The following is a 13,352-nucleotide window of genomic DNA, read 5'->3' as shown; positions in this document are numbered from 1 at the left end:
TAAGTCAAACCAAAACCAACACAAAATTTGCTAAACTAGAACAAATCAAACATAAAGAGAACCTATGAATTACAAAGAACTACTAGAATTTAATGATTACGCTATGGATTTAACCATTAGAATGGCGCATCATAGCACCGCTATTGAAAACAACCCTTTAAGTCTTGCTGAAACCATAAGTATTTTAACCACTGAATACATTCCTAGAGAAATGCCCCAAAGGGCATTCTTTGAAGTGAAAAACTATCAAAATATGCTCCCCTTTTTATTAGAAAATTTAAAGAAAGAACAAAAGATTGATAGCTTTTTTGTGAGAGAATTGCATGGAATTTTAATGAATTTTTTACTCCCTAACAAGGGGACTTTTAAAACCACTGATAACATGATTTTAGGGGCTAGTTTTGAAACGACCCCATCATTTCAAGTGCCTATGGCTATGAAAGAGTGGTGCGACAATCTCAATTATAAAATGAATACCTTACAAGATAAAGAAGAAAAACTAAAAGCCATTTTAGAACAGCATATTTTGTTTGAAAGAATACACCCTTTTAGCGATGGCAATGGCAGAGTGGGTAGAGCGCTAATCCTTTATAGCGTTTTAGAGCAAAATTTAGTGCCTTTTGTGATTACCAAAGAGCAAAAAGAGGCTTACATCAAAGCGTTGGACACGCACAATATAGAGAGCTTGTATCAACTCGCTAAGATATCCCAAGAATTTGAACTCACTCGCATACAAGGGCAAATGGTGTTAAATAAGAATAAGCAAGAAAATGACAACACCGATGATTTAGACAGCTCTAATGAATACGCTCCCACACCTAAGCGTAGGCGATAAACATATTATTAAGTGGATATTTGATAGTTTTAGTTATTATGTATGTATTTAATAGAATTTAGTTACTTAATATATACAATCTTAATAAACAATAACATTCAATTTATTGCTTATGATATAAATTTAGTAGAATTTAGTTATTTATACTAACTATTAAATATATTCTTAATAAGTAACAACAATCTATAATTACATTGTTTTTAGTATATTTTGTAGTTTAAGATAGCTATATAAATACTAATTGTTTTTAACAACCCTTATAAAATCTAATTGTTTTTAATTAGCAATAAAACATTAAATAGTTAAGTAAAAATTATCTAATGTTATACTATTTATTCTGATTAGACTATTTAGAGTAACTACATTAAACTAACTAATCAATTTTAACCCCCTTACTTCTTATTCTCTATCAAACTATCAAATACAAGAGCTACTTTCTTGTTATGCTCTTGTGTGGTATGGATATAAATCTTAGTAGAGAGTAATGAGCTATGCCCTAAGGCTCGGCTGGTTAAAACTAAGTCTTGGGTCTCTTGATAGATAAGCGTAGCAAAACTATGTCTAAATAGATGTAAACCTGTGCCATATTGTTTGTAATGTTTGATTTGGGCTAATTTAAAGATTAAGGGGATAAAATTATAAAGCGTTAAAGAATTTTGCGATTTTTGCTTATCCTTTTTAAAGAGATATGCTCCATTGAAATATTTTAGTCTGTAACCATCACTAAGCCAAGCATTCAAGCTTGGTTCTAACAAACTCTTTTTGATATAAGCTTTTCTTTCTTTCCTACCTTTACCTTGAATTAAAATAGAGTAGTTTTGTTCTTCTACTTGAATGTGTTTTAACTCTATGTTTAACACTTCGCATTTTCTAAGCCCTCCTAGTATTACAATGAGTAAAACACACTTATTGTGCTTTTCAAAGCTAGTGGTTGGCTTATATTCTAAAAGTGTTTTTAAAAAACTCTTTAAATCCTTGTAGTTTAAATGTCTGGGTAAGCTTTCTTTGGTCTTAGCAAAGGCTAGGTTTTTAAGGGCAAAGTCAAAGTTATAATGCTTTTTTCTATCCAAGTAATCAAAGAATTGCCTTAAATACATCACATACTTAGCCATAGAGCTTGGTTTTCTATTTTGAGCGAGTTCAAAAAGAAAGTTAATGACTTGCTCTTCACTAAGCATTCTAAAACTTCTTAGTTTCAGATTGTCTCTAAAGTATTCAAAGAATAAAAACAAGCCTTGCATCATTATGGTGTGTTTGATACCTTGATTATAAAGAACATGACAGAGTTGTCTTAATTGCTCAACATTATGGCATTTTAAAACTTTGTTTTGCGTATCTAATATCAAAGCCATATCATTCACATCTTGAATAGGTGTGAAATTTTTAACCTTAGTGTATAAAAAGACTTTGAGATTATCAAAAAGTTCTCTTTGAGATTTGGTGAGTTTGTTATTTAGCATATTGCTCCCTTATTAAAATGTAAAAATAAATCTTAAAGAATGAAACGCTAGAACAATTTAAAAAAAATCAAAAGAGGAATCAAGAAAATCTTAAAAAATTGCTTGATTTTGTCCATGCTTGGGAAGAATACGGAATCAAGGTTGAAGAGTCTCTCAAAGACAAGATCCATAATGCGATTAAAAATGTTGCCGATCAAAAACTGAAAGTGGCGTTGGTGGGAGGTTTTTCTGAAGGAAAAACATCTATAGCGGCAGCGTGGATCGAGCGGTTGGACAAAAAGAGCATGAAGATAGACCACAAAGAATCAAGCGATGCAGTTAAAATCTATGACATAGACAATGAAATGGAATTGGTTGATACCCAGGGACTATTCGGGTTTAAAGAAAAAATAACTGATAGCGGCACAATAGAGCGCTATAAAGATATTACAAAAAAATATGTCAGCGAAGCCCATCTCATTTTATACACGCTCAACCCGTCAAACCCCATCAAAGACAGCCATAAGGACGATTTGAATTGGTTGTTCAGGACGCTCAATCTTTTATCCAGGACAATATTTATAAAAGATTTAAAATCAAAAAAGAAAACGTTCAAAACCGACTGAATGATCTCATTTCTTTAAGCGAAAAAGAAAAAGAGGGTTTGATTATTGTCGCTGTTGCGGCAAACCCTTATGATTTGGGGGTGGAACACTAGCTAAAGCATAAAGAAGAATTCCAAAAGCTTTCGCACATCAAAACTCTGCAAGATGCGATTCAAAAAAAGATTAAAGAAAATGGCGGGAAATTAACCATCATAGAAGAAGCCAAAAAAAGCGTCATTCAAGATGTTATCTATAGGCAAATGCCGCCCGCAAAACAAGCATTGCAAGATATTAATAGAGAAATGGAATATTTGAATAGAATGATTGAAAAAAGGCGAAAGGATATTCAAGATTTAAATAAAGAAATTTCTCAAGCCCGTATTCATTTAAAAGAATTTATAATTATAATAAGGTATTTTAGCGATCTCATCCTTCAAGTTTCTGGCACCAGCCTAGAAACCTTTAATGATTTTGCTATTAGAGAAATAGGTGATAAAGGTATCAATATAGACACAAGAGTCCAAAATGAATTTGAAAGAGAAACGCAAGGGATTGTAAATGAAATTGCTAAAATTGAAACTGGTTTTAATGCCGATATGAGTTCTTTTGAAAAACATGCCGGAGCATTTGGAAGGATTGGAATCGATCTTTTAAAACAAAGCGGTTTTATCAATGCAACTAACATCAAAGTGGCTAGAGATGGGATAGTGGCTGTGGCAAAATTTACAGGCGTAGATTTGGCTTTAAAATTCAAACCTTGGGGCGCTGTCAGATTGGCAAGCAATTTGAACAAAGCTTTACCGCTTATCGGTCTTGCTTTTGAAATAGGGGATTCTGTGATGAAGCTCAAAAAGGAAAAAGAACTTGAAGAAACCAAAGAAAAAATGAAATCCAATTTTGAGAAAGCTAAAGAACAAATGATAGAGTTCATCAATGATGAAACCAAATTCAAACAAACATGTTTCCCGAGCGCATTGGAACTGGAAAAATCCTTTCAAGAAATTGAAGAAAAAATTAAAAAAACGCAAGAGTGCGATCAAGAATTTGAAAAATGGATTCAAACCGGCGAAGATTTTATAGAAGTTGAGCCTGAAAGAGGAATGAACTGAAATTGTGTTAAAATACCGAATGCACCAACGCTAGAACGCTTGCTAGTTTTTGGCTAGTAAGCGGTGTTTTAAATCTTTTAATAAGGAAAAGGCGATGTTTTCTAAAATTTGCTCATCTTTTAAGCTCGCCAACGCGCTTAAGGGTTTTTTATTCAAACGCATTTCAAGCCCCATGCAAAGCACTCGCATTACCACAATGGTTTTGGGTATCAAAGACGCTTTCAATGACGATAAAGATCCATTGAATAACGCTTGTGAAGCTTTGGATTTGGTAGTGAAGTTTAAGAAAGAGCACCCGCAAGATTTTGACGAATTGTTTGAAATTTTAAAAGAACTCATTCAAGAATACGAGCAAAATCCTGATGAGATCAAGAAAAACCTTAAAGAAATCTTAAAATAAGACAAGGCATGAACCATCTTTTAATCCTTTATAACCCTTACTATCAAAAAGATGTTATCCAACAACATTTAAGCGTTTTACAGGAAAAATCCCAAGTGGGCTTTGGTAAAATCCGATCAAAGCTCAACGATCAAGAAAAGCACCACTCTTTAGAAGAGATTTACAAAGCCACTAGTGAAGAAAATTTTTTGCAGCTTTTTTTGACCGATTACGCTAATTTATTTGTCGCTAAGGTGATAAAGGTTTCTAAAGATATTGATGAGAGTTTGATCCCTAGTTATTATAAAGAAAAAAATTTGGAAGTGGAAGACTTTTTTATTATCAGCGATTTAAGGGAATTAGTCAGGGAAGACTTTAGCCTTTTAAGGGATCAATTTTTAGCCAACTTCATCGCGCCCAACAACCACACTTACGCCATTTATGGGAATAATTATGTCTATCCTTTGCCGGTGAGGTTGAAAGAAGAGCGTTCTTATTTTTTAGGCGATGAAAAACATTATTTGAGCGTGTATAAAAACAAAGAATATTTAATCATGCAAGAAAATTTCATGCGTTTTGTTTTTGGCAAAAGGCTTTTTTACCTCTTACACCATGACAGCATCAATAACATCATCCATGCAGAATTAGAGCTTTTGCAAAGCGAAAACGATCTTTTGAATGATTTTACAAGCATCATCGTCAAATACTCCAAAACCTTAGAATACGAAATTTATCTTTTTGCTAAAAAAGTCCTTTTAAAGGCTTGCGCAAAAGATCCTAGCCTTTATGATTTAAATTATAAAGTCCAAGGAAAATCTTTGATATTTGAAGATTTTTTCACTCAAAAGCCCAATCTTGGGAGCATTAAATACTTGCTGATGCACAAAAGGGTTCAGTGCCATTTGGAAGAGAGCTTGAACAACTTCATCAAGTATCCTTTTTCAAAAAGCCTAAACCTCATTCAAGATATCCGCAATGAAGCCGTCCATGAAAAAGCCCCGAGTTTGCATGAAGTAGAAAAGCTCAGGAATGAAATTTTAGGCATAGAAGGCGCGAGCTTACTCAAAGGCGTTTTAACCCACAAGGAAACTTCATAAAAGCGCAACCCATTCAGCATGCGTTTAGCACCGATTTGACAGCGCGAGATTTTAAAAATTATTTAGAGCCTTTAAGGGAGGGGAAAAATTTATTGGGTTTTTCGGGTGGGTTGGATTCCACTTGCTTGTTTCATCTTTTAGTTGGAGAAAATATCGCTTTTGACATCGCTTTAGTGGATTATAACACGCAAAAACAACGCCTTGAAATCATCCAGCACGCTCAAACACTCGCACAAACACACCATAAAAAATGCTATGTCCACTACGCCCCAAAAATTGAGCGCAATTTTGAAATGCAAGCGAGAAAGATCCGTTATGATTTTTTTGAAACCCTAATGAGAGAGCATTCTTACAAGCATTTGATTTTAGCGCACCACTTGAATGACAGACTGGAATGGTTTTTGATGCAATTAAGCAAAGGAGCCGGGCTAAACACGCTTTTAAGCTTTCAAGCTTATGAAAAAAGAGGGTTTTATGCGATCGTTCGCCCCTTACTCTACACCCCTAAAGACACCCTTAAAACGCTCGCTAAAGATTGGGAATTTTTTGAAGATAGTTCTAATGCTTCTTTAAAATTCAAACGCAATTTTTTCAGGAAAAATTACGCTAACTCCTTGATGCAACATTATTCTAAGGGCATTATCCAAAGTTTTAAGTTTTTAGATGAAGAAAAAGAGCGGCTTTACCCTTTGATGGTCGTTTCACAAATGCATGGGATCACTTTTTTTAAGCATTCGCAAAATGCGCTTTTTATGGTGGATAAAATCTTAAAGCAAAAGGGGTATGTGTTGAGCTTTTCTCAAAAAGAAGAAATCAAACGCAATTTTTTTAGCCTAGAAATCGCTCAAAAATTCATCATTGAAAGCGATAATGAGCATGCGTTTATCGCCCTTAAACCTCAAAAAACTTTAAGCATGCCAAAGGATTTTAAAGACAGAGTCAGGAGGCTGAATATCCCTAAACGCTTAAGGCCTGTTTTATACGCAGAGTTTTTAAAACAACCAACAAATGATTTTTTAACCCGTTTTAAACAGAGTTTAATCAATCTGTAAAAGTTAATTTTAATCAAGCGATAAGTTTTTAAAGCGCTTTTTAACCTTGATTGTGTCAAAATACAGCAAAAACTTTGATATGAGAGCGGATGGACTTTAAAAATAAAAAATGGCTTTTTCTAGCCCCTCTAGCAGGCTATACGGATTTGCCTTTCAGGAGCGTGGTGAAAAAATTTGGCGTGGATGTTACCACAAGCGAAATGGTGAGCTCGCATTCGTTAGTGTATGCGTTTGATAAAACTTCTAAAATGTTGGAAAAATCCCCTTTAGAAGATCATTTCATGGCGCAAATTTCAGGCTCTAAAGAGGGCGTAGTCAAAGAAGCGGTGGAGAAAATCAACGCTTTAGATCATGTGAATGGGATTGATTTTAATTGCGGTTGCCCCGCTCCTAAAGTGGCTAATCATGGTAACGGGAGCGGGCTATTGAAGGATTTAAACCACTTGGTGAAGCTTTTAAAAATCATCAGAGAAAACACCAATAAAAAAATCACAAGCGTGAAAGTGCGTTTAGGCTTTGAAAAAAAAATCCCTAAAGAAATCGCTCATGCCCTAAATGACGCACCGGTGGATTATGTGGTGGTGCATGGGAGGACACGAAGCGACAAATACCAAAAAGACAAAATAGATTATGAAAGCATCTCTTTAATGAAAAAGATTTTAAAAAAGCCTGTGATAGCCAATGGCGAAATTGACAGCGTGAAAAAAGCCTTTGAAGTTTTGCAAATCACGCAAGCTGATGGGCTAATGATAGGGCGAGCGGCCTTAAGAGCCCCATGGATATTTTGGCAAATCAGAAACAACACCACAAAATTGCCCGCAGTCGTGAAAAAAGATTTGGTTTTAGAACATTTTGATAAAATGGTGGAGTTTTATGGGGATAGGGGGGTGGTTATGTTTAGGAAAAATTTGCATGCTTACGCTAAGGGCGAAATGCAAGCGAGCGCGTTTCGTAATTGTGTCAATACCCTTACAGAAATAAAGAGCATGCGAGAGGGTATAGAGGAATTTTTTAATCAAGAAATGTTGCAAAGTGAAGTGCCATTATGGGTAGAATTGAATCAAAAAAGCGTTTGAAAGCGCTCATTTTTTTAGCCAGCTTGGGGGTGTTGTGGGGCAATAGCGCTGAAAGAACGCCTTTTTTTAAAACCAAAAACCACATTTATTTGGGTTTTAGGCTAGGCACAGGGGCTAATACGCGCACAAGCATGTGGCAACAAGCCTATAAAGACAACCCAACCTGCCCTAGTAGCGTGTGTTATGGCGAGAAATTAGAAGCCCATTATAAGGGGGGTAAAAACCTGTCTTATACCGGGCAAATAGGCGATGAAATAGCGATTGATAAATACCATATTTTAGGATTAAGGGTATGGGGGGATGTAGAATACGCTAAAGCGCAATTAGGTCAAAAAGTGGGGGGTAATACCCTTTTATCTCAAGCAAATTATAACCCAAGCGCGATTAAAACCTACGATCCTATCTCAAATGCTCAAGGCTCTTTAGTTTTGCAAAAAACCCCAAGTCCTCAAGATTTTCTCTTCAATAACGGGCATTTCATGGCGTTTGGTTTGAATGTGAATGTGTTTGTTAATCTCCCCATAGATGCTCTTTTGAAACTCGCTTTAAAAACAGAAAAAATGCTGTTTTTTAAAATAGGCGTGTTTGGTGGGGGTGGGGTGGAATACGCAATCTTATGGAGTTCTCAATATAAAAATCAAAACACCAATCAAGACGATAAATTTTTTGCTGCGGGTGGAGGGTTTTTTGTGAATTTTGGAGGCTCTTTGTATATAGGCAAGCGCAACCGTTTCAATGTGGGGCTAAAAATCCCTTATTACAACTTGAGTGCGCAAAGTTGGAAAAATTTTGGCACTAGCAATGTGTGGCAGCAACAAACGATCCGACAAAATTTCAGCGTTTTTAGGAATAAAGAAGTTTTTGTGAGCTACGCGTTCTTGTTTTAGTTTGGCTTCGTTCACATTAAATACTGATGATAAAATTCAAAAAATCATTTTATCGTTACAAAAATCAACGCTTCAAAGATAAATAAGTTAAAAACACCCCAAAATCTTTTTTTTTTTTTTTTTGGAAATCCAATAAGTTTATTATAAAATTAAACTCATTGTAAATCTATTATCATTTTAGAATATTTTTGCAACAAAAAAATTACTTTAAGGAACACTTTTATGAAAAAACGATTTTTACTTTCTCTATCCCTTGCATCGTCATTGCTTTATGCTGAAGACAACGGCTTTTTTGTGAGCGCGGGCTATCAAATCGGCGAAGCGGTGCAAATGGTCAAAAACACCGGTGAATTGAAAAACTTAAACGAAAAATACGAGCAGTTAAGCCAGTATTTGAATCAAGTGGCTTCATTGAGGCAAAGCATTCAAAACGCCAACAACATTGAGCTGGTCAATAGCTCTTTAAACTTTTTAAAAAGCTTCACCAACAACAACTATAACAGCACCACCCAATCGCCCATCTTTAACGCCGTGCAAGCCGTTATCACTTCGGTATTGGGTTTTTGGAGTCTTTATGCGGGGAACTACTTCACTTTTCTTGTGGGTAGTGGTGACAAACCCGCTGATGTCTATGGTAACCCTCCTTTTAGCACAATTGTCAGCAACTGCTCAGGAATTGAAAACTGCGCTATGAATGAAACCACTTATAATGAGATGAAAAAACTCGCTGAAAGTCTCCAAGCAGCTCAAACAAACGCTACCACTAAAGGCAACAATCTTTGCGCTTTATCCGGATGCACCACAACAGAAGGCCAAAACCCACCAAACTCAACCGTAAGCAGCGCTCTTGAAACCGCGCAAAAGCTTATGGACTTGATCGCAAACACTAAGACCGCTATGATGTGGAAAAATATCGTCATCAGTGGCGTTTCAAACGCGTCCGGCGCTATCACATCCACTAATTACCCAACGCAATACGCGGTGTTTAACAACATCAAGGCGATGATACCTATCTTGCAACAAGCGGTTACGCTTTCTCAAAGCAACCACACCCTATCTGCTAGCTTGCAAGCTCAAGCTACAGGGACTCAAACAAACCCTAATTTCGCTAAAGACATTTACGCTTTCGCTCAAAACCAAAAGCAAATCATCTCTTACGCTCAAGACATTTTCAACCTCTTTGATTCCATCCCTAAAGATCAGTATCGCTATCTAGAGAAAGCCTACTTGAAAATAGCCAATGCGGGTTCAACGCCTACTAACCCTTACAGACAGGAGGTGAATTTAAACCAAGAAATTCAAACGATTCAAAACAACGTGAGTTATTATGGTAACCGGGTGGATGCGGCTTTAAGCGTGGCTAGAGATGTTTATAACTTAAAATCCAATCAAACAGAGATTGTAACCACTTATAACGACGCTAAGACTTTGAGCGAAGAGATTTCTAAACTCCCGCACAATCAAGTCAACACAAAAGACATTGTTACACTGCCTTACGATAAAAACGCTCCGGCAGCGGGCCAATACAACTACCAAATCAACCCAGAGCAGCAATCCCAACTTAATCAAGCTTTAGCGGCGATGAGCAATAACCCCTTTAAAAATATAGGAATGATCAGCTCTCAAAACAATAACGGCGCTTTGAACGGGCTTGGCGTGCAAGTGGGCTATAAGCAATTCTTTGGGAAAAAGAAAGCGTTTGGGTTAAGGTATTATGGCTTCTTTGATTACAACCACGGCTATATCAAATCCAGCTTTTTTAATTCGTCTTCTGATATATGGACTTATGGCGGTGGGAGCGATTTGTTATTTAACTTTCTTAATGATAAAGCCACTAAAAAGAACAACAAGCTCTCCGTGGGTCTTTTTGGAGGCATCCAACTAGCAGGGACTACATGGCTTAATTCTCAATATGTGAATTTGACAGCGTTCAATAATCCTTACAGCGCGAAAGTCAATACTTCCAATTTCCAATTCTTGTTCAATCTCGGTTTGAGGATGAATCTCGCTATGAAAAAGAAAAAAGACAGCGAACATTCCGCGCAACATGGCATAGAATTGGGCGTTAAAATCCCCACCATTAACACGAATTACTATTCTTTTCTAGGCACTCAATTGCAATACAGAAGGCTCTATAGCGTGTATCTCAATTATGTGTTTGCTTATTAAAAACTCTCTTCTTTAAGAGGGTTTAGAAAAATCGCAACGCCAAGCTTTTATCGTTGGTGGTAAAATCTACAAAACTAACGGCGCGACAACAAACCCTAACGCCACGCTCAAAAACACGACTAAAACCCCAGGGATCAAAAACGCATGATCAAACACATAACGGCCCATTTTAGTGGTGCCGGTATGATCCATAGCGATCGCTCCTAGTAAAGTGGGGTAAGTGGGTAACACGAACAATGCCGAAACGCTCGCAAAAGAAGCCACGATAATATACAAATGCTCGGTATGGTTAGCGCTAATGCCTAAGGCTGTGATCACGCTTGGGATGAGCGCTTTAGAGGTGGCAGCTTGCGAATACAAAAGCATGGAAGCCAAAAAGAGCGCTACGGCTAATAAAAACGGGTAATCTGCAATCAAAAAAGAAGCGTATCGCTTGATTTCATCTATATGATTGCTCACAAAAGTATCGCCCAACCACGCCACGCCTAACACGCACACGCACGCTTGCATGCCGGATTTAAACACGCTTGAATGAGCGATTTCATTAGCATTAATCTTGCAAAAAATCACAATGAGAGTCGCCACGCTTAGCATGAAAGACACAATCGCGTAATCTCTGCCTAAAACCACCGGGCTAACAAAAGCGATATTTTTAGAAATCGCGCTCGCATAAAAAACGATCGCTACAACCCCGCCGATAAAAATCCATAACGATAATTTCGCGCTTTTTGAGGTTTCTTTTTCTTCTTTGATTTTAGGGGGCGAGATTTTGCCCGCTTCCAAGCGTTCTAAATAATTCGGGTCGCTGTCTAATTTCAAATTAGTAAAACTCATCACAAACGCCGTGAGCATGCATGCTAGAAAAGTCGTAGGGATCCAAACCATTAAAAGGGTGAGGTAATTTGCCCCTAAAGGCTCTAAAATACCGCTCATAAACACCACCGCTGCGCTCACCGGGCTTGCAGTAATAGCGACTTGACTGGAGACTACCGCTAAGCTTAAGGGTGCTTTGGGTTTGATGTTTTGGCTCTGACTCACTTCCACAATCACCGGGATCAAGGAAAAAACCGTATGCCCGGTGCCGGCTAGTATCGTTAAAAAATACGCCACGCTTGGCGCGAGGTAATTGATTTGCTTGGGGTGTTTTCTTAAAATTTTTTCAGCGATTTTGACTAAGTAATCCAAGCCCCCCGCTTTTTGCATGGCGCTGATAGCGCTAATGACTGCCATGATGATTAAAATCACATCAAAAGGGATTTTGCCCGGGTTTAGTCCCAAAAACAAGCATAAAACAAGCACGCCCAAGCCCCCCGCATAGCCCACTCCCAAGCCCCCTAGCCTTGCCCCTAAAAAAAGCGAAAAAAGTAACACGATAATTTGAAAAAAGGCATCCACCATTAACCCTTTTTAAATTTATTTTAACAATGTTTTACTATACTATAAAATCTTTTAAATTTCAAAAGGTAGTCTATAATGAGAATGTTTTTGAAATTTTTGATTCTCTTATTTTGTTTGAAAGGGCAAGTTATGGCTCAAAATTTACCTACCATTGCTTTATTAGCGACAGGGGGGACGATTGCAGGGAGTGGCGCAAGCGCAAGTTCAGGTAGCTATAAAAGTGGTGAGTTGGGTATCAAAGAGCTTCTTAAAGCTATCCCCAGTCTCAACAAGATTGCTCGCATTCAAGGGGAGCAGGTTTCTAATATCGGCTCACAAGACATGAATGAAGAAATATGGTTCAAGCTCGCTAAACGCACCCAAGAGTTGCTAGACGATAGCCGTATTCAAGGCGTGGTCATCACGCATGGCACGGACACTTTAGAAGAGAGTGCGTATTTTTTAAACCTGGTTTTACGCTCCACAAAACCGGTGGTGTTAGTGGGAGCGATGCGTAACGCTGCTTCTTTGAGCGCGGATGGGGCTTTGAATTTGTATAATGCACTGAGCGTAGCGATTAATGAAAAAAGCGCGAATCAGGGCGTGCTAGTGGTCATGGACGATACTATTTTTAGCGCTAGAGAAGCGATTAAAACGCACACCACCCACACTTCTACCTTTAAAGCCTTAAATAGCGGTGCGATAGGGAGCGTGTATTATGGCAAGGCGCGTTATTACATGCAACCTTTAAGAAAACACACCATAGAGAGCGAATTTTCTATTTTAGAGCTAAAAACCCCCTTGCCTAAAGTGGATATTATTTACACGCATGTTGGCATGACCCCCGATTTATTCCAAGCGAGCCTGAAATCGCATGCAAAGGGTGTTGTGATAGCCGGGGTGGGTAATGGGAATGTGAGCGCTGGGTTTTTAAAAGCGATGCAAGAAGCGAGCGAAATGGGGGTGGTTATTGTTCGTTCTAGTAGGGTAGGCAGCGGTGAGATTACTTCAGGTGAGATTGATGATAGGGCCTTTATCACAAGCGATAACTTAAACCCCCAAAAGGCTAGGGTGCTTTTACAACTCGCTCTAACTAAAACGAATGATAAGGCAAAAATCCAAGAAATGTTTGAAGAGTATTGAAACGCTCTTTAGAATGGTTTGAAACGCTGAAGCGGTTTTAGGTTTTTGTTTTTTAATTGGTATTTTAATCTGGTTGGGGGTAGAAGTCGCCTTTAATCGTAAATCCCACGCTTGGCTGATTACCATTCATGTTGGGTAAGCCTTTAAAACTCAAGCTGACTTGTTTTATCACACACGGATAGCT

Annotated in this window: 10 protein-coding genes and 1 pseudogene; 9 read left to right on the top strand and 2 right to left on the bottom strand. The window is 37.6% G+C overall.

Annotation, left to right across the window (positions count from 1 at the left end):
- The first annotated feature begins 64 nt into the window (after nucleotides 1-64).
- Entirely contained in the window at nucleotides 65-835 is a 771-nt protein-coding gene (locus HG567_RS03230) for a Fic family protein (RefSeq protein WP_165508510.1), read from the top strand.
- Nucleotides 836-1,227: 392 nt separating this feature from the next.
- On the opposite strand, the gene HG567_RS03225 is transcribed toward HG567_RS03230, so the two are convergent.
- Nucleotides 1,228-2,295, bottom strand: coding sequence for a tyrosine-type recombinase/integrase (locus HG567_RS03225; RefSeq protein ID WP_202140135.1), 1,068 nt, complete (start codon nucleotides 2,293-2,295; stop codon nucleotides 1,228-1,230).
- 29 nt (nucleotides 2,296-2,324) lie between these two features.
- Between HG567_RS03225 and HG567_RS03220 the strand changes: the two are divergent.
- The 7 genes and pseudogenes from HG567_RS03220 (at nucleotide 2,325) to sabA (ending at nucleotide 10,648) form a co-directional block, all read left to right on the top strand.
- Nucleotides 2,325-3,988: pseudogene (locus tag HG567_RS03220) on the top strand (LeoA/HP0731 family dynamin-like GTPase).
- A gap of 94 nt (nucleotides 3,989-4,082) precedes the next feature.
- Nucleotides 4,083-4,388, top strand: coding sequence for a hypothetical protein (locus tag HG567_RS03215; RefSeq protein ID WP_202140134.1), 306 nt, complete (start codon nucleotides 4,083-4,085; stop codon nucleotides 4,386-4,388).
- Between the two features lie 8 nt (nucleotides 4,389-4,396).
- Complete coding sequence (locus HG567_RS03210) at nucleotides 4,397-5,464, top strand: HP0729 family protein (protein ID WP_202140133.1); 1,068 nt, start codon at nucleotides 4,397-4,399, stop codon at nucleotides 5,462-5,464.
- 35 nt (nucleotides 5,465-5,499) lie between these two features.
- Nucleotides 5,500-6,516 carry a tRNA lysidine(34) synthetase TilS gene (tilS, locus tag HG567_RS03205; protein WP_202140132.1) on the top strand — a complete coding sequence of 339 codons (1,017 nt, stop codon included), beginning with the start codon at nucleotides 5,500-5,502 and terminating at the stop codon, nucleotides 6,514-6,516.
- 89 nt (nucleotides 6,517-6,605) lie between these two features.
- Nucleotides 6,606-7,592 carry a tRNA dihydrouridine synthase gene (locus HG567_RS03200; RefSeq protein ID WP_202140131.1) on the top strand — a complete coding sequence of 329 codons (987 nt, stop codon included), beginning with the start codon at nucleotides 6,606-6,608 and terminating at the stop codon, nucleotides 7,590-7,592.
- The gene (locus HG567_RS03195; protein WP_202163986.1) at nucleotides 7,562-8,479 is read left to right on the top strand and encodes an outer membrane beta-barrel protein; all 918 of its coding nucleotides are present in this window, start codon (nucleotides 7,562-7,564) and stop codon (nucleotides 8,477-8,479) included. The genes HG567_RS03200 and HG567_RS03195 overlap by 31 nt, the downstream gene beginning before the upstream one ends.
- Before the next feature lie 222 nt (nucleotides 8,480-8,701).
- Nucleotides 8,702-10,648 carry a Hop family adhesin SabA/HopD gene (gene sabA, locus HG567_RS03190; protein ID WP_202140129.1) on the top strand — a complete coding sequence of 649 codons (1,947 nt, stop codon included), beginning with the start codon at nucleotides 8,702-8,704 and terminating at the stop codon, nucleotides 10,646-10,648.
- A gap of 66 nt (nucleotides 10,649-10,714) precedes the next feature.
- On the opposite strand, the gene HG567_RS03185 is transcribed toward sabA, so the two are convergent.
- Nucleotides 10,715-12,046 carry an anaerobic C4-dicarboxylate transporter gene (locus HG567_RS03185; protein WP_202140128.1) on the bottom strand — a complete coding sequence of 444 codons (1,332 nt, stop codon included), beginning with the start codon at nucleotides 12,044-12,046 and terminating at the stop codon, nucleotides 10,715-10,717.
- A gap of 75 nt (nucleotides 12,047-12,121) precedes the next feature.
- Between HG567_RS03185 and HG567_RS03180 the strand changes: the two genes are divergently transcribed.
- Entirely contained in the window at nucleotides 12,122-13,168 is a 1,047-nt protein-coding gene (locus HG567_RS03180) for a type II asparaginase (protein ID WP_202163985.1), read from the top strand.
- Nucleotides 13,169-13,352: the final 184 nt, after the last annotated feature.

The organism is Helicobacter pylori, assembly GCF_016755635.1.
GTDB lineage: Bacteria > Campylobacterota > Campylobacteria > Campylobacterales > Helicobacteraceae > Helicobacter > Helicobacter pylori_CQ.
The sequence above is the reverse complement of the archived record's forward strand: the minus strand, read 5'-3'. Positions and strand labels throughout refer to the sequence as shown.